Here is a 17723-nt window from a genome sequence, read left to right on the forward strand (position 1 = left end):
TGCTAATCTTTACATATAATCCAGCACTGTTTCCAAACCTATACCACGAGAGGCCTTGATCAGAATCGTAGCGCCTTCAATTGGTTTAGTCTGCAATTGTTTCACTAATTCATCTTTCTTTTCAAAGTAAAAGGCATTCGGTAACTGACTTGCCGCTGCGCGCATTAAAGTGCCACATAAATAAACTTCGTCAAATTTTTTCTCTGCCAACAGCGCCCCAATGGCCGCATGCTCTTTCTCTGCTTCCTCCTCTAACTCAAACATATCCCCAATAATAGCAACTTTTTTTCCAGCTTTCATGCTTGCAAGGGTTTCGATAGCTGCCTGCATGGAACTGGGGTTAGCGTTATATGCATCTAACACTATGGTGTTTGAACCTTTAACAACAATCTGCGAACGCATATTGCCTGGCTTGTATTCAGCAATGGCTTCATTTGCTTTATTCTCCTCCACACCGAAAAACTTTGCGATGCATAAAGCAGTAGCTATGTTTTCAAAATTATAAGCCCCTGCCAGGTGGCTCTGTACTTCTTCCCCATTTTCTGCTTTTACTTTCACCAAAGGATCAGCACCTACTAATTCGCAATGGTAATAATCACCTGGTTGCGGATAAAAAATTGGCTTGGCAAAACGCTTAGCCATGTTACTCAGAATCGGATTTAGCGAGTTGATAAAAACTGTACCCTTTGTTGTAATCAAATGATGGTACAATTCTGATTTACCGCGAATGATATTATCAAAACCTCCAAAAGTGCCAATATGTGCTTTGCCTATGTTGGTGATAAAACCATGAGTGGGTTTTGCTATCGAGCTAAGTAGCGCAATCTCACCCACATGATTGGCCCCCATTTCAATCACAGCTACTTCTATACTTTTATCAATAGACAAGATGGACAAGGGAACACCAATGTGATTATTCAGATTACCCTTGGTAGCAAAAGTTACAAACTTTTTACTCAGCACTGCGTGCACCAATTCTTTACTGGTTGTTTTTCCATTGGAGCCTGTAAGCCCTATAACTGGAATAGTTAATTGATCACGATGGTATCTGGCTAAATCCTGTAATGCCGTTAGTCCATCCTCCACCAGCAGGTATCGTTCATCTTTTACAAAAGCGGCTTCATCCACCACAGCATAACGCGCACCCTTGTTTAATGCTTCTTCAGCAAATTGGTTGGCATTAAATTTTGGCCCTTTCAGGGCAAAGAAGAGGGAACCGGGCAAAATCTGACGGGTATCGGTTGATACCTTGGCACACGCTAAAAATCTTTTATAAAGGGTTTGAATATCCATGCTTAATTTCACAAAAAATGAAGCCACAAGATAACAGAGGCAAAGCCTTTATCGTTAGTCCTGCAGAATAAATATCATGCGATTTACAGTACTCTTACTTATTATATCTACCAGCGCCTGGGGTCAGTATGCCTATGAAGCCGACTTTTCCATTCCAGTAAGCAATGCCGATGATGAATTGCTGGCGCAAGCCTGGGCAGGAGGCCTCAATGCAGTTCAAGTAAACAAACTGGACATTAATAATGATGGTGTTGAAGACCTTATACTTTTCGACCGCACTGCAAATAAAATAGTAACCTACCTGGTTCAGGCACAACAATACATTTATTCACCTGAATATGAAGCTTTTTTCCCTGCTGACCTGGCCAACTTCCTTTTGTTACGCGACTTGAATGGTGACGGACGCAAGGATATTTTTACAGGCAATCCCTTTGGCATAAAAGTTTACCTCAACAGCAGTACTGGAGACAAACCTGAGTGGCAACACCTGCTTTTTCAAAACAGTAATGTAATACTCAGCACAGGTTTTTCAGGAAAAACCAATGTACAACTTCAGGCCGATGATGTGCCCTCTATTGCAGATATGGATGGTGATGGAGACCTGGACATACTCTGCATGAACTTTTCAGGCAATGGGAAAATAGAGTATCATAAAAATGTTGGTAGTAATGCGACACCCGATTTTGTACGCATAACACAAACCTGGGGAGGTTTAACAGAATGTGGCTGCGGTGAGTTTGCTTTTAACAATACGGGCTGTGTAAGTAATGGCAGAGTGCAACACGCTGGCGGTAAGTTTTTACTTGCCTTAGATGTGAATGCTGACAATGAAATGGATTTGATTTTTTCTGAATCTGAATGCGATAAGCTTTATCTGCTTATCAATGAAGGCACTTCTGAAAATGCAGTGTTTACCCAAGCGGCTGTTTTTCCCGACAACCTGAAAGGTAATGGCGTCTATCCCATAGCTTTTTACGAAGACCTCGATTTTGATAACATTAAAGACCTTATGGTCTCACCGGGTGTATTTGAAAGAAGTGATGATGTCACCAATTTTTCAAAATCACTTCAACTTTATAAAAATATACAGAGCAACAATAATCCATTATTCGCAACTCCATCTGATTTCCTGCAAAACAAAATGATTGATGTAGGCGAAAATGCCTGCCCTGCTTTTTTCGATTATGATGGAGATGGAGACGATGATCTTTTTATTGGTTCTCTCGGGATTCAGCAAGGTGGTCTTTTTCGCTCAACTTTATCACTATACGAAAATACAGGCAGTCAACAACAACCAGCTTTTAAATTGGCAACTACTGATTTTGCAAATCTATCGATATATGGCGTATACAATTTAAAGCCTCAGTTTGCTGACATCAATCAAGATGGTACGATTGATTTAATACTCACGGCTACCAATCAGAGCGGACAAACATTACTCCATTATATACTAAATGCCAGCACCATTAGCCTAAGTCTGCAAAGTGGGCTTGCCGCCACAAACCTCTCGGTTTTCTTCAATGAGAACATTCACATCTACGATATTAATAAGGATGGCTTACCTGATGCTTTGGTGGGCAAAGCCAATGGTGCTGTTGAATATTGGAGGAACAATGGCAATGGTGCTGCACCATCATGGTTAAGAGAGAATGCTGCTTTTCTAGGTATAGGCCAGAGTTTCTTAAGACAAAATCCATCCATACTTATCAGCGATCTGAATAAAGATGCTAAACAAGACCTTATCATCGGTTTACAAGATGGCACGCTGCAAATTTTATCTGACTTTGCTACGGCTGTGAATTTTGACAATGCTGAAGAAGAATTGACTTTTAATCCACTAAGCAGACAGTTTGAAGTCAGAAATTTTGGTGGCCCAATATGGACTTCCTCCCTAAGCACCACTCAACAAAATTTTTTAGTGATCGGTAATCATTTAGGTGGCTTACAATTATTAAGAGCAAAAGTACTGGAAAATAATTTTTCTGTATTTCCTAACCCTGCAAGCAAGCATCAATCAGTGTTCATAGAAAGTACTGTAGCAGGTGTTGTGCATATTTATAGCACACAGGGCCAGTTTATCTCATCAACAACCACGCAGAAGGGAACAAGCGAATTATCCTTTCCCATGTTGTCAGCGGGTGTATATTTGCTGCGCTTCTTTGGTAGTGGTTCAACTATTACCCGGAGATTGATAATTTACTAGACACCGGCATAAACCGGCACTACTCCTCATGAATACGATTGCCTTCCTTTTTGATATGGATGGTGTGCTGATCGATAGCAACCCCTTTCATAAAATTGCACTGAAAGATTTTTGTAAAAAATACGGACAGGATTTAAGTGAAGCACAACTTCACGCTAAAATATATGGCCGCACCAACCGCGACTGGATCACCAATGTATTTGGCGTTTTGCCAGAAGCACAACTGAAGGCCTATGCGAATGAAAAAGAGCAGCTTTTCAGAGACATCTACCAAAACCATGTGCAACCCTTAAATGGGCTGATAAGTTTTCTGGATCAGCTGGATGTCTATACTATAAAGAGGGCTATTGCCACCTCCGCTCCCAGGGCCAATGTTGACTTCACACTAAAGTATACAGGCATAGGTCCTTACTTCGACACCATTTTAGACGAATCCTTCGTTAGCAAAGGCAAGCCTGATCCTGAAATCTACCTCAAGACAGCAGCAGCCTTGGGCTTCGACCCTAAAAATTGTGTGGTTTTTGAAGATTCTTTGTCGGGTGTATCATCTGGAAAGGCTGCCGGATGTAAAGTTGTGGGCATTAGCACTACCCACAGTGCTGCAGAACTCAGCGAAAGCGACCTGGTTATACCCGATTTTGAAGGAATTAATGCCTTATCGCTGATTAAGAAGCTTTTCTGAAAGGATTTATCCACATTTTTCTAAATCACTTTTGAATATTGCAGGGCTTTTAGCGATATTTGCAGTCCCTTTTCAAGAAGGGCTTAAAAATCAAGAGATTATGGCACGAGTTTGCGAAATTTCAGGCAAGAGGCCTCAGGTAGGAAACAATGTTTCCCACGCTAACAACAAGACTAAAAGAAGATTTTACCCAAATCTTCAAAAGAAGCGTTTCTACCTGCCTGAAGAAGATCGTTGGATTACCTTAAAGGTTACAACTAAAGTCATCAAGACGATCAATAAGAACGGCATTTATGCAGTATTGAAAGAAGCTGCCCAAAAAGGCACTTTAATGGCTTAATATTAAAGACACAAGGCAATGGCTAAGAAAGGCAATAGAATCCAGGTGATACTCGAGTGCACTGAGCACAAAACTAGCGGCATGCCGGGCATGAGCCGTTACATCACCACTAAAAACCGTAAAAACACTACCGAGCGTATTGAATTAAAAAAATACAATCCGGTAATGAAGAAAATGACGGTTCATAAAGAAATTAAGTAATACCCTTAAACCGATAAAGTCATGGCAAAGAAGGTAGTTGCAACGTTAAAGAAAGGTGATAACAAGAGCTACGCGAAAGTAATTCGTGCAGTGAAGTCTGAAAAGACTGGTGCTTACTCTTTCAGAGAAGAAATTGTACCTGCAGAACTGGTGAAAGAAACTCTTTCTCAGAAGTAATCAGTCAGGTTGAATGAATTAAAGAGTCCCCTCGCGGGACTTTTTTTGTTTAAATTGGTGTCTGTTAAGCCATGAACGTTCATCAAACCCTTGTGGTTCGATGTCCCGTCATCAAACTGACAGATACATGAACATACCTTTTCAAACAATCGATTGGTCAACGATCGAAAAGTCGGAGCACAAAGGTCAAACAGGAACTTCCTTTTGGCAAACGATTCAGTTTGAGGGTTTAAGAATAAGAATCGTTGAGTACTCAGCAAATTATATGGCTGACCATTGGTGTGAAAAAGGTCATGTCGTTTACTGCTTAGCCGGTGAATTTGAAAGTGAGTTAAAGAGTGGGGAGAGCTTTAAACTCAGTAAGGGCATGTCGTATGTGGTTTCCGATGAACTGAGCTCACATAGATCAATTTCAGCGAACGGTGTAAAGCTACTGATTATTGATGGCGACTTTTTAAAATTGAATGAGTCAGTTGATTAGAGGATTTTATGTTCGGTTTATTTAATAAAGAAAAAAAAGAGTCGCTCGATAAAGGTTTAGAAAAAACCAAGGAGAGTTTCTTCGGCAAGCTTGGTAAAGCCCTTGTTGGCAAATCTACCGTTGACGATGAAGTACTCGATAACCTCGAGGAAATTCTGGTGGCTTCCGATGTGGGCATCAATACCACTGTAAAAATTATTGAGCGTATTCAAAACCGGGTAGCCAAAGACAAATACCTGGGCACTGCTGAGTTGGATGCTATTTTACGTGAAGAGGTGGTCGCCTTACTATCCGACACAAGCGATACTGACCTGAAAGAATTTGAAACTCCGCCCAATGTGAAACCTTATGTTATTATGGTGGTAGGTGTAAATGGGGTTGGTAAGACCACAACGATTGGCAAGTTATCGGCTCAGTATAAAAAGGCGGGTAAAACTGTAGTCTTAGGTGCTGCTGATACCTTCCGTGCAGCGGCTGTAGATCAATTAAAATTATGGGGTGAGCGTGTTGGCGTTCCGGTAATTGCCAAAGGCATGAACACTGACCCTTCTGCGGTTGCCTTTGAAACAGTACAAGCCGGTGTTGCGCAAAATGCTGATGTGATTATCATTGACACGGCAGGTCGCTTGCACACCAAAGTAAATTTAATGAGTGAGCTAACCAAGATTAAGCGTGTAATGCAAAAAGTAGTGCCCGATGCTCCACATGATGTCATGCTGGTACTCGATGGCAGCACCGGACAAAACGCGATGGTTCAGGCTCGTGAATTTACAAAAGCAACGGAAGTGAGTTCTTTGGCCATTACTAAATTGGATGGCACCGCTAAGGGTGGCGTTGTAATCGGTATCTCAGACGAATTTCAAATACCCGTGCGCTACATAGGTGTAGGCGAAAAGGTAGAAGACTTACAGGTTTTTAATAAAAAGGAATTTGTGGATTCGCTTTTTAAGAGAGGTTAAGTTGATCGTTGCTGGTTTTTCGTTGATGGTTGATCGTATGTAGTTGTTGGCTTCACGCTGCCGGCTGCAAGATACACGCTGTGGATGTAAGCATCACATTCGAACCTCTAGCTTCCAGCATCGAGCTTCGAGCCTCTAGCTGCCGGTTTTTACTTTTCGTACTGGCAATTTCACCATTACATAATAGCTAAAGCCCCAGGTAGTAGGTCTATCAGTAGCGCCATAACCTGGCACATCGGTTGTCAGCAGGTTAACATTATCATTCAGGTTTTTAGCAAACTTAAAACGTGCCGTATACCCCAACCAGAAAATCTTCCATACTTTAATGCGCATTCCGGTAGTTAACTCCATCCAACTGGCTGTAAGATTATTGTTTTGTAAAACCTGATCATAATCTCCCCATAAGGGATCCGTTGTAATAATCCTGGCCTCCTCTGAATACGCAGACCTGGCATAGCGCGCGCCCAAAAAGAACATATTTTTTTCAGGGTCCTTTTTCATGAAATTAACATCAATGCCAACACGCCAAAAGCTGCCATCATTCTGATAACTGCTGCCGTTTTCTGACAAGTAGTTTCTCGCACTGTTGCCAATTTCAAAGGTTGGGTAGTATCGGTATAAGTCAATATCAAAACTTGCTTCGTAGCCCTTAAAAGTATTTACTAATTCTGCACGAGCAGGCGAAACTAAATCCCAGCCTGCACGAATGCCCGTAGGGATGAATGCCTTCGCATCAACAGAATCTTTCTGCTGTGCCAAGGCCACCTGACACAAGCCGATCAGGATTAACAATATGTTATTGAAAAGCCGCAAAGTTTGTTTTTGGTGGATCGTAAATACTATCTGCAACATAGCGAGTTGTTGCAATTTTTTTAAATTCAAAAACATCTGAACTTACCTGCACGTTAGCAATAAAGGTTTGTTCTCCGCAAATCTCGAAAACTGTCTTTCTTACCAAGGCATAGGTAAATGTAAGCGTTGCTACACGCGCAGGATTGGAGAGATTTAATGTTATCTGTGTTGATGTGGCGTTCAAGTTTAAAGGGAGATTCATGTAGCTTAATGATCCATTCGTAGGATAAAACGTAGGAAGTGTTTCAAAATCTGCAGCAGTGCTGGTTACTGAAACAGTATCCTTTACATCGTCCTCATCTACTACCTGCTTAAAAGCAAGCCTTACAAAATTATTTCTAGGGCAACGGTAAATGGCCACATGACTGGCATCGCCACCCGGGGTACTTGACAAAACACGAACTGAATCACCTGATGGACTGGAGGCTGTGAGTTGTGAAAAGGCAAATCGTGGACCACATTCCTCGGATACAAACTGAGGTTGCACCTTGTAACCCAAGTCTATAAGACGCGTGCCTTCTACCCCATCTAAGACAACCGAAACTCCATTTGTGGTAAAATCAAGTGGAATTTTAGTAGTCCTGCTGTCAATCGAAAAGAGACTATCAAACCCAGCAATTGTCACAGATTCCATCGCCACTGAATCCAGAGCCCCATCAAAAATTTTGCGGTAAGAGATGTTAACAGTGTTATTGGTTAAGTTATAGCAATCTGGCTGATCCAGACAAGCCGCAAACAAGGCCCATAACACAAGAATAACAGTGCTTTTTCTCACTTTAATCATTAATAATTGGCAAAGATAAGGGAAGGCTGTTAAGCACAAACCCATCGCATTATTTTTAGTATTTTTGCACTTGTTAAAAACGGGGGGATTCATTGAAAACCAAGGGGATTAAAAACACAAAAGTTAACATTGTTACATTGGGCTGCTCTAAAAACGTAGTAGACTCTGAAGTATTGTTAACCCAATTAAGGGGTAATGGCATTGATGTTACACACGAAGCTAACAATGATGATGCCAGTGTGGTGGTCATAAACACCTGCGGTTTTATTGATAACGCCAAACAGGAATCCATTGATACCATTTTACGCTACGTAGATGCCAAAGAAGAGGGCATTGTTGATAAAGTATATGTTACCGGTTGCTTATCGCAACGTTATAAAGACGATCTGGAGAAAGAAATACCACAGGTAGATGCCTGGTTTGGTACCCGCGATCTTTCGCGTTTGCTTAAAACCTTCAAAGCTGATTACAAACATGAACTGGTGGGCGAGCGTATTCTGACTAACCCAAGCCATTTTGCTTATTTAAAAATCTCTGAAGGTTGCGACAGGCCTTGTTCTTTTTGCGCTATACCCCTCATGCGTGGTGGTCATATTTCACGCCCCATTGAAGAGTTGGTAAAGGAGGCGAAGAATCTGGCAAAAAACGGAACAAAAGAGTTATTACTCATCGCCCAGGATTCTACTTACTATGGTCTTGATTTATACAAGAAAAGAAATCTTGCCGACCTGCTCAAAAATTTATCGGATGTAGAAGGTATAGACTGGATTCGCCTGCACTATGCATTTCCTTCAGGGTTCCCAATGGATGCTTTACAAGTAATGGCAGAGCGTCCTAACATTTGCAAATACATCGACATTCCCCTGCAACACGGCTCAACACGGATGCTGCAACTCATGCGCAGGGGTATTACCCGTGAAAAAACAGAAGAATTGCTGGACACCATTCGTGAAAAAGTGCCTGGCATTGCTATTCGCACAACCATGATTGCCGGCCACCCGGGAGAAACACAGGCTGAGTTTGATGAGATGATGACTTTTATTGAACGTTCTCGTTTTGATCGCTTAGGCGTATTTGCTTATTCACATGAAGACAATACACATTCAGGCAGCATGCAGGACGATGTAGCTGATGAGGTGAAACAGCAACGTGTGGATGAAGTAATGGAATTGCAACAAGGCATTTCTTATGAACTGAACCAGGCGAAAATTGGCAATACCTATAAGGTGTTGATCGATCGCAAAGAAGGGGGAGAATTTATTGGCAGAACTGAGCACGATTCACCGGAAGTGGATAACGAAGTGATCATTTCTGCCAAGGATAATTACCTGCGCATTGGCGATTTTGTTAACGTGAAAATTGAAGATGCGAGCGAGTTTGATTTGAACGGAAGCGTAGTTTAATACTGCTCCATGTAAGCGTGAGCTCAATTGTTAAATTACTGCAAAATTGAACTTTGAGCAGGTAAAACCGTTAGAGGATATAATTTACCGTGCTCATGCCTGGCAGAGCGGTTTAATTAAAATGTATCGGTATAAGCTTCTTACTTGCTAACTTCGTTTATGTCTTCTACGCTTAAAAAACTTCCCCTCGAACAAACGAATGCTTTCACTCCTTTCTTTCTTGATTTTGTAGCCCAAAAAGAGGGACTTAAAAAATTCTACAATCGTTTTCCTGAAAAGAATGCTTTTGCTGGTCAGGTCGAAGAGAAGGCCAAAAATTACAGTGTAAACAATCGCACTGTTTTAACAAAGGCAATTCAACAGCAATATCATACGCTTACCATAAGTGAAGCTGTTGCCCACAACCTTACTTCACTGGCGGATACAAAAACTTTTACTGTAACCACTGGTCACCAACTAAACATTTTTACCGGGCCTCTTTACTTCATTTATAAAATTGTTGCCGTAATCAATGCCTGTAAACAATTAAAAGTACAATACCCTGCCTACAATTTTGTGCCTGTTTACTGGATGGCCTCTGAAGATCATGATTACGATGAAATAAAATCGTTCAGACTCTACGGCAAAAAATATAGTTGGGAAACAAAACAACAAGGAGCTGTAGGCCGTTTTCACACAAAAGATTTTAAGCAACTATTAACTGAAGTCCCTGGCGCCATTGATCTTTTCAAAAAAGCCTACACGCAGTACGATAATTTAGCTGATGCAGTGCGTTATTATGTAAACGAACTTTTTGGCGATGAAGGCTTAGTGGTGGTGGATGGTGATGATCCTTCGCTTAAAAGTTTATTCAAACAAGTTATCAAAGACGATATCTTCAACCACACAGCTAAAACAAAAGTAGACAAGACGAATGCCGAACTAGAAGCTCTGGGTTATAAGCCACAGATTTATTGTAGAGAAATAAATTTCTTTTACCTCGATAAGGGCTTACGTAGTAGAATTGAACAGAAAGGAGATGTCTATGAAGTCCTGGATACAGACCTCAAATTCTCTAGACAGGAAATCGAAAAATTAATTGAAAGCAATCCTGAAAAGTTCAGCCCTAATGTAATTCTCCGGCCGTTATACGAAGAAATCATTTTACCCAACATCGCTTACTGTGGTGGCCCTGCAGAAATTGTTTACTGGCTACAACTGAAAGATGTTTTCCAACATTTCAATACCAGCTTTCCTATTCTCCTTCCCCGCACATTCGGTTTGGTGATAGATGAACCTACACAACGCAAAATTGAAAAATCCGGTTTAGTGTTAGAGGAATTATTTCTGGAAAAAAACTACTTGTTTAATCACATTGTTCTGAAATTGTCAAGAGAGAAAATTGTGTTAAATGGTCAGAAAGAATTGATTGAAAAACAATTTGAAGCCATTAAATCACAAGCTTCAATTATTGATCAAAGCTTAGACACTATGGTTGCTGCCGAAACACGCAGAATGCAAAAGAGCCTGGAGAAAATAGAAGGCAAATTCCTTAAAGCAGAAAAACGTAAGCAATCCGACAAACTCGGTCAGGTAGAAGCCATCAAAAATAGTTTATTCCCAAACGACAGTCTGCAGGAGCGTACGGACAACTTCCTAAACTTCTATCAACAACATCCTGATTTTATTAAACACTTATTACACCACTTCGATCCGTTCGACTTAAGGTTTAATGTATTGTATTTATAGATGCCAACCCGTGAAAATGGGGGATTGAGATTAGAAGCTAGAGGTTCGAGGTTAAGTTGAGAAGTTTTGGAATTGGCCGTAGCCTTCTAACAATACAATACTTGTATCAACCTTAAAAATGAACATACTGGCACAGCTAAAAGGTATGTAAAAAAGTGTTAAATGAATGTAAATCTTTACATAAAGGCTTAAAAGCACTTTACCTTTAGGCTTTTAAATAATCATTTAGTTTAAAGGTTAACAAAGCAGGAATGAAAAAGTGGTGGTTTATTGCAGTAGCGTGCGTGGGGTTAGCGCTTGTGCTCATTTCGGCTATCTCTATGGTTAGCGAACGTCAGCACCATAAGCCTTTAAAGTCGGAAATAGAAATTGCCATCAGACAAATCGGACATAATCTTTTATTGCAGTCGGGCGATTCATCTTCTCGCGTACTACCAGTAACACAAAGCAATGAAAGCACCTTTTTACTACAGTTTCAAAGTCCCTTTAGCTTTGTGCCTGATTCTTTGGTTAAGATTGTCAGGTCGAGCCTTGATCAGACTAATCTTCAGCTGCCCTATATTGTCAATGTTCAGGATTGCGACAAAAAAGAAGTTATCTATGGTTTTAAAATAGGTTCAGCAGAAACGACAACTTTAATTCCTTGTATAGGTCGTGAGCAATTAATGGGCTGTTATCAAATAGAACTTTCAATGCTACCCTCATCAGAAGTAAAGGCTGAGTATAATTATATGTTTACTATACTGGGTTTTGCACTTTTACTGACGGGTGGTCTACTTTTATTACCTAAGAAAAAGAATCATCCGATTAGCAGCGATAGCAACATGATAAAAATCGGCAGTTTCTTCTTCTCAGCAGAAAAAAAGATACTGCAATACAATACACACATCATTGAATTGTCTGACAAAGAAAGTAAACTCTTAAAAATATTTACCTCAAGAATTAACGAGCCTATTACAAGGGATCAATTATTGAAAGAGGGATGGGAAGATGAGGGTGTAATCGTAGGCCGTAGTCTTGATGTGTTTATTTCTAAGCTGCGTAAAAAACTATGTAAAGATCCAAGTGTACAGATTACCAACATACATGGAATAGGCTATAAATTAGAAGTATTATAACCCTTCTTAGATTAATAGAAGCAAACATTAAATCATATCTAATATTGAATGCGACTATGGTCTATCACTTTTGCGTCTAAACGAATTATAAACTAATTATTACAATAAATGGAATATGTGAGTTTTTGCTCTCAGGCCGCATGGCCTCGCATACTCATTCAACGCTGTATGCTATCCGCACATTCCATGGCCAGGCCAAAGATAGCATAATGCGTTGCCTGAGTATGCTGTAATGAAGCATATGAATATCTACTGATGTATTACCAAAGCTTGGCAGGGTATTCTCCCTTATCTACCAACTCTTGTATCTTTCTTGTTACTTCTTCTTTATCTTCTTTATAAGTAACTCCAAACCAAATATCACCTCCACCTAACACTTTTACCTTACCCTTGCCCTGCTGAATCATTTTATTGCCCACCAGCGGAATGAAAAATTCTGCTTTTGGATTATCTGAATTCTCTTTCAGAAACTCCTCGAACATGTTTTCAATTAAGGGGAAAATGTCAGGTTGAAAACCCCAAAAATTCATGGAAGTGGGTGTTTCCGGACTCAGCTCCAAGTCGCCATCTTTCTCCTTAGCAATAATTTTTCCGTTTTCTTTTACAATAGTTGTCCGCTCTACGACAGATTTTAAATAGCCATTGGCATCTTGCTCACCACAACCACGCGAAACACTTCCATGCTCTGATAATACATTTTTCAATGTATAACCGACCATAGCATGTGCGCCTTCCTTATCTGCATTGAAGAAATCTGCTAACGATTTAAAAGCAGATCTTCCATAAAAATCATCCGCATTAATTACTGCAAAGGGTTCTTTTATAACATCCTTTGCACATAATACCGCATGTGATGTACCCCATGGTTTTGTGCGTCCGCCATGTTGATATTTTTCCGGAACGAAAGTAGAGAGCGCCTGTATCACAAAATCAACCTTCATTTTGCCCTTAAGCTTAGGTTCAAAACGCTCTTTTACGGTCTCCAGTATTTCGTCTCTTACAATAAAAACTACTTTGGTAAAGCCAGCCCTGATGGCATCATAAAGTGAATAATCCATGATCGTTTCACCACTTGGGCCGAAACCATCAATTTGCTTTATTCCTCCATAACGGCTACCCATACCTGCTGCCAATACTAAAAGTGTGATGTCTTTATTGTTGCCCATATTTATTGATTCTAAGAATGATGTAAAAATACAACGGAATTACAATAATCCATATTTTATACGAATCTACTAATTACCTACTTTTACATTTAACAATATGTTAAAATCTCATCGAAAAATAATCATAAAAAAAACGCCTTTTTTAATGATAGGCGTCATATTATTAAGTGCGGCCTGCTCAATAGAGAAGCAGTACACCATGCGTCAAAAACACAAGGTGTATTCTTTTGAACAAGTGAATTTTAACGATCTTTTAAAAGCTTATCTCAACAAAACTGCTCAGGAAGAAGCAAGTTTTGAAGGCATCTACGCTGTGTCGCTCCTGACTACAAAAAAAGGAAGAACATTTTTGTCTAATAGCGACCGGGAACGCGTAACAGACAGGCGTGACAATTTCAAGCAAGTGGCCATCATCAAAGATGTCAAAAACATGCATCGTGAATTTATCGAGTTAACCATCGATCAGGGTTTGTTCCCCTCTTACTCAATCAAAGGGGAGTTCTCTCAGTTTACCGAAAATTCTTTTGCCGTATACAAGCAATTAGATAAGCGTGATCAGTTTACAACCTACACTTTCAGCTTTGATAAATCCTATGATATACTGGAGGCAGTGCGTACTGAAAATAGTGGCAATTCAGTTATTACCTATAAGCTGACTTATGTAAAATTATTTCCTAAGCGCTAATAACCGGAATCTTAAGATACTCATCTATTTTTCTCTTAACACACATGAGGCGTTCCTCCCAATCTCCTTGTACAATTGTATAGTCTATTCTTCTCCTATCTAACGCTTGTTTAAAGATCTTAAACATTTCTTCGCGCTGATGGCTTAGATCCCGCATACCATCTGCTACCCAGGGCACATCAATATCAAATAAAAAATAATGATCGTAATGCACCATATTTTCCATTTGGTACAATACAGGTGGCACAACTTTGAGGTAGTGGCGGGAATAAATCTGAGTAGTGATCACATCGGTATCACAAATTAAAAGTCTGTTTGCCTGCTGCTTTAGTTGGAAAATCCGCTCAGTCTGCGCTCTTCCTATTTCAATGATATCTTCTCTGCTAAAATGGTTAGAGGTAACAATTTCTCTGGCCACTTCAGGAACCCACACCGTATTGTAATCTTTGGCGAGTACTTCTGCCATTACCGATTTACCGGTGCTTTCAGGTCCGTACAAACAAAATAGTTTAATTCCGCTCATGAGGGATCAGACATTTTTGAATCCTTAAACCATTTGTAAAAACCATAAGCAGCAATAAAACAAAAGGCCAGATACTCTATCCCAACAAACAAAATTCCCTTACTAAAATACAGGTAAGTAGCCACCACATCCACTACTAACCAGATTAACCAACACTCTGCTTTCTTTTGTACCATCAGGTAAGTAGCCACAATACTCATCACTGTTACAAAAGAGTCGGCATAAGGAAATGCACTGGGCAGACTGAATAGTTTAGGAAACTGCACATGAAGGTTTTCAGCAAATGCGCCCATGATGTAGGTTCCAATAAAACCTAACATCAGGAAAATCATTAATAGTCGCAGCGGTATTAAGCTTGCCTTTAGCTCATGTTTTTTGTCTTCTTCAGCGTGCGTTGGGTGCGACCAGCGCCACCAACCCGCCAGGTTGGTGGCAAAGAAAAAAGCTTGCAAAAACATATCGGGGTACAGTTGCACCTGATAAAAAAGGAAAAAGAACAGGGTGACGTTAACAATGCCAATAGGCCAACTCCAGATGTTACCTCTGGCTGAAAGCCACACCGCTACTGCACCAGCTATGGTTCCAAAGAACTCTATGTAGCTCATGGGATAGCCCAGTACTGTGAAAAAAATATTATTGATATTAAAGAAATCCATGCTTATTTAGCAAAAACAAAAATAAGTCAATCAATTGGTTTCTCGTTGTCTGAATATTAACCTTATTACTTTAATCACTACCTAATTTCTGCCATGGAAATAATCGATGCCGCACCTGAAAATGAAGTCGTACCCGTCAAACACTATCCTACCTTACTACAATCCCTCGGCTTAATTGGCATCTGGCTGGTCGTTACTTTCGGTGTTGTCATTGCTCTCATGCCCTTCATCAATGTTACCTCAGGCATTGGTTTGTTCTTCTCCTATACTCTATCTATGACCATTACTGTTTTTGCTGGTTTTGCACTTAGAAAAAACTACAGCCTTGAGTTTAATGCGTTTCCCATGGGTATTGCCATTATAGGTTCTCTACTGATGATCCCTTTGCACATTGCCATCGACCCCATTGTTGCTCTATTTCCAGTGCCCGAATCGTTAAAAAATATCTTAGAAGGCATTTATGAAAATCCAGTTGCCAGCATAGCTACCATTGCCATAGCAGCACCCATTTTGGAAGAGATTCTCTTCAGGGGTATTATTTTGCACGGCTTGTTGAAAAATTATAGTGCCGGTCTTTCTATTGCTTTCTCTTCTTTACTTTTTGCCCTTATTCATGGTAATGTGGCACAAGGCCTGGGGGCTTTTTTAATGGGTGTATTTATGGGTTGGCTTTATTGGAAAACCAAATCACTTTATTTACCCATTCTTTTACATTTTATCAACAACAGCATTAGCTGTGTGGGGATGCTTATTGTGCCCAGGGAAGAAATTGACTCCAACTTGATTGACTTAGTCGCAAACGATCAACTCTATTATGCATTGGTTTTAGTGTCCATTGCTTTTTGTGCTGGTGGTGTTCTGTTCATTCAAAAGAAATATTTTTCAGAAGACAGTTTTATGAATACCTAAAACTGTTAAAAAGTCAAAACATTTCTCACTGGGCTAGTGGCTCACAACTCGTAACCAGCAGCTAAAAACACTTATTCACCAGACCTATTTAAAGTTTTATACAAACGTTCTTAGTCTCTGTAAAAAATCGCAATGCTTCCCAGCCACCTTCACGCCCAACACCACTTTGCTTCATACCGCCAAAAGGTGTGCGCAAGTCGCGGAAGAGCCAGCAGTTTACCCATACAATACCGCTTTTTAACTGTGCTGCCATTCTATGCGTGCGTGTCAGGTTTTCTGTCCAGAGTGTTGCAGATAAACCATATGCAGTACTGTTGGCATACTTCAATACCTCTTCTTCCGTATCAAAGGGCATAATGCTTACAACGGGGCCAAATATCTCTTCCTGATTCGTACGACAATCAAAAGGTAAACCTGTGATGACGGTTGGTGTTATAAAATAACCCTCGGCACAACGCCCCCCTACAGTAACTCGATTTCCTCCACATTCAATCTTACCACCTTCTTCCTGCGCCAGTTTAATGTAGGATAAAATCTTATGCATGTGCGCTTCAGAATTTACAGCCCCGATTTTTACTTTTTCATCCAACGGATCTCCTACGGTCAATACCTTAACGCGATCTGTAAACTCACGTACAAAACGATCATATACTGATCGTTCCACAAAAATGCGGGAACCACACAAACAAATTTCTCCTTGATTGGAAAAAGAGGAGAGCAACGATGTACTCAAGGCCTGCTCCCAATTACAATCTGCAAAAATGATATTTGGATTTTTTCCACCCAGTTCCAGCGAGAGTTTTTTAAACATAGGTGCTGCTGTTGCGGCAATGCGCTTACCTGTTACTGTTCCGCCTGTAAACGAAATAGCCGGTATCTGCGGGTGCTCCACAATAGCCTGACCTACTTTAGGTCCTAAACCGTGCACAATGTTTAATACTCCTTTTGGTAAACCTGCTTCCATACATAGTTTAGAAAATAAATAGGCCGTCATTGGAGTAAGCTCTGATGGCTTGGCCACTACTGTACAACCTGCTGCCAGTGCCGGGGCAATTTTCCACGTAAAAAGATAAAGCGGTAAATTCCAAGGTGAAATACAACCTGCTATGCCAACGGGTGTGCGTGTGGTATAATTGATTGCCTCATTTCCTGTGATGTGTGCCTCACTGGCAAAATGTTGTATGCCTGTTGCAAAAAAGCGAATATTGGCCGAAGCACGCGGAATGTCGGCTGCCATGGCCAATTTCACTGGCTTACCCTGATCCTCGCTTTCTGCCAACGCAAGAGTCGCTAAATCCCGATCGATCAGGTCTGCAATTTTTAATAAAATGGCCTGGCGCTTCTCTACAGCCATGTTGGCCCAGTTGTCAAATGCTGCCTGGGCAGCATCTACAGCTAATTGGACATCTTTTTTATCGGAATCAGGGATTTTGCTAAACACTTTCCCTATAGCCGGGTTGATGTTTTCCAGGTATTGACCGGAAGAAGGTGGCAGCAAAGTGCCGTTGATGTAATTGAGAATAGTCTCCATTTTGTCAAATAAAGTATCCATCAAATATAATT

General features: G+C 40.5%; 19 protein-coding genes. 12 read left to right on the plus strand and 7 right to left on the minus strand.

Annotation, left to right across the window (positions count from 1 at the left end):
• Positions 1 to 9 precede the first annotated feature (9 nt).
• The gene (locus tag ACO1XM_RS08695; protein WP_486227933.1) at positions 10 to 1293 is read right to left on the minus strand and encodes a UDP-N-acetylmuramoyl-tripeptide--D-alanyl-D-alanine ligase; all 1284 of its coding nucleotides are present in this window, start codon (positions 1291 to 1293) and stop codon (positions 10 to 12) included.
• A 76-nt stretch (positions 1294 to 1369) separates the two neighbouring features.
• Here ACO1XM_RS08695 and ACO1XM_RS08700 point away from each other — a divergent pair, with 76 nt between their 5' ends.
• The 7 genes from ACO1XM_RS08700 to ftsY all read left to right on the plus strand — a co-directional run bounded on the left by ACO1XM_RS08700 (position 1370) and on the right by ftsY (position 6336).
• Positions 1370 to 3496, plus strand: a complete 2127-nt coding sequence (locus ACO1XM_RS08700) for a T9SS type A sorting domain-containing protein (RefSeq protein WP_486227936.1) — start codon at positions 1370 to 1372, stop codon at positions 3494 to 3496.
• A gap of 28 nt (positions 3497 to 3524) precedes the next feature.
• On the plus strand, positions 3525 to 4178 hold the full coding sequence (locus ACO1XM_RS08705; RefSeq protein ID WP_486227938.1) for an HAD family hydrolase: 654 nt from the start codon (positions 3525 to 3527) through the stop codon (positions 4176 to 4178).
• 100 nt (positions 4179 to 4278) lie between these two features.
• Positions 4279 to 4518 carry a 50S ribosomal protein L28 gene (rpmB, locus tag ACO1XM_RS08710; RefSeq protein ID WP_486229532.1) on the plus strand — a complete coding sequence of 80 codons (240 nt, stop codon included), beginning with the start codon at positions 4279 to 4281 and terminating at the stop codon, positions 4516 to 4518.
• A gap of 18 nt (positions 4519 to 4536) precedes the next feature.
• Positions 4537 to 4719, plus strand: a complete 183-nt coding sequence (gene rpmG / locus ACO1XM_RS08715; protein WP_486227940.1) for a 50S ribosomal protein L33 — start codon at positions 4537 to 4539, stop codon at positions 4717 to 4719.
• Between the two features lie 21 nt (positions 4720 to 4740).
• Positions 4741 to 4896 (plus strand): DUF4295 domain-containing protein, encoded by a 156-nt coding sequence (locus ACO1XM_RS08720; protein WP_486227942.1) that lies wholly within the window; start codon positions 4741 to 4743, stop codon positions 4894 to 4896.
• Positions 4897 to 5023: 127 nt separating this feature from the next.
• On the plus strand, positions 5024 to 5377 hold the full coding sequence (locus ACO1XM_RS08725; RefSeq protein ID WP_486227944.1) for a DHCW motif cupin fold protein: 354 nt from the start codon (positions 5024 to 5026) through the stop codon (positions 5375 to 5377).
• 8 nt (positions 5378 to 5385) lie between these two features.
• Positions 5386 to 6336 (plus strand): signal recognition particle-docking protein FtsY, encoded by a 951-nt coding sequence (ftsY, locus tag ACO1XM_RS08730; protein WP_486227946.1) that lies wholly within the window; start codon positions 5386 to 5388, stop codon positions 6334 to 6336.
• Positions 6337 to 6471: 135 nt separating this feature from the next.
• Here ftsY and ACO1XM_RS08735 read toward each other — a convergent pair whose 3' ends face one another.
• Positions 6472 to 7128: a DUF6048 family protein gene (locus ACO1XM_RS08735; RefSeq protein WP_486227948.1), complete on the minus strand. Its 657-nt coding sequence runs from the start codon at positions 7126 to 7128 to the stop codon at positions 6472 to 6474.
• Between the two features lie 4 nt (positions 7129 to 7132).
• Positions 7133 to 7972: a hypothetical protein gene (locus ACO1XM_RS08740; protein WP_486227951.1), complete on the minus strand. Its 840-nt coding sequence runs from the start codon at positions 7970 to 7972 to the stop codon at positions 7133 to 7135.
• A 92-nt stretch (positions 7973 to 8064) separates the two neighbouring features.
• Between ACO1XM_RS08740 and rimO the strand changes: the two genes are divergently transcribed.
• The 3 genes from rimO to ACO1XM_RS08755 all read left to right on the plus strand — a co-directional run bounded on the left by rimO (position 8065) and on the right by ACO1XM_RS08755 (position 12221).
• Positions 8065 to 9375, plus strand: coding sequence for a 30S ribosomal protein S12 methylthiotransferase RimO (rimO, locus tag ACO1XM_RS08745; protein WP_486227952.1), 1311 nt, complete (start codon positions 8065 to 8067; stop codon positions 9373 to 9375).
• A gap of 159 nt (positions 9376 to 9534) precedes the next feature.
• On the plus strand, positions 9535 to 11103 hold the full coding sequence (gene bshC / locus ACO1XM_RS08750) for a bacillithiol biosynthesis cysteine-adding enzyme BshC (protein ID WP_486227954.1): 1569 nt from the start codon (positions 9535 to 9537) through the stop codon (positions 11101 to 11103).
• A 251-nt stretch (positions 11104 to 11354) separates the two neighbouring features.
• Complete coding sequence (locus ACO1XM_RS08755; protein ID WP_486227956.1) at positions 11355 to 12221, plus strand: winged helix-turn-helix domain-containing protein; 867 nt, start codon at positions 11355 to 11357, stop codon at positions 12219 to 12221.
• Between the two features lie 260 nt (positions 12222 to 12481).
• On the opposite strand, the gene ACO1XM_RS08760 is transcribed toward ACO1XM_RS08755, so the two are convergent.
• Positions 12482 to 13387: a nucleotidyltransferase family protein gene (locus tag ACO1XM_RS08760; protein ID WP_486227958.1), complete on the minus strand. Its 906-nt coding sequence runs from the start codon at positions 13385 to 13387 to the stop codon at positions 12482 to 12484.
• A 145-nt stretch (positions 13388 to 13532) separates the two neighbouring features.
• Between ACO1XM_RS08760 and ACO1XM_RS08765 the strand changes: the two genes are divergently transcribed.
• The gene (locus ACO1XM_RS08765) at positions 13533 to 14072 is read left to right on the plus strand and encodes a hypothetical protein (RefSeq protein ID WP_486227960.1); all 540 of its coding nucleotides are present in this window, start codon (positions 13533 to 13535) and stop codon (positions 14070 to 14072) included.
• On the opposite strand, the gene ACO1XM_RS08770 is transcribed toward ACO1XM_RS08765, so the two are convergent.
• Positions 14062 to 14595, minus strand: a complete 534-nt coding sequence (locus ACO1XM_RS08770) for an AAA family ATPase (RefSeq protein WP_486227962.1) — start codon at positions 14593 to 14595, stop codon at positions 14062 to 14064. The two genes, ACO1XM_RS08765 and ACO1XM_RS08770, sit on opposite strands and share 11 nt — an antisense overlap.
• Positions 14592 to 15251, minus strand: coding sequence for a nicotinamide riboside transporter PnuC (pnuC, locus tag ACO1XM_RS08775; protein WP_486227964.1), 660 nt, complete (start codon positions 15249 to 15251; stop codon positions 14592 to 14594). Before pnuC ends, ACO1XM_RS08770 begins: the two co-directional genes overlap by 4 nt.
• Before the next feature lie 93 nt (positions 15252 to 15344).
• Between pnuC and ACO1XM_RS08780 the strand changes: the two genes are divergently transcribed.
• Complete coding sequence (locus ACO1XM_RS08780; protein ID WP_486227966.1) at positions 15345 to 16160, plus strand: CPBP family intramembrane glutamic endopeptidase; 816 nt, start codon at positions 15345 to 15347, stop codon at positions 16158 to 16160.
• Positions 16161 to 16248: 88 nt separating this feature from the next.
• Here the strand turns inward: ACO1XM_RS08780 and ACO1XM_RS08785 are convergent, their stop codons facing one another.
• On the minus strand, positions 16249 to 17712 hold the full coding sequence (locus ACO1XM_RS08785) for an aldehyde dehydrogenase (protein ID WP_486227967.1): 1464 nt from the start codon (positions 17710 to 17712) through the stop codon (positions 16249 to 16251).
• Positions 17713 to 17723: the final 11 nt, after the last annotated feature.

It is taken from the genome of Chryseotalea sp., from assembly GCF_057350905.1.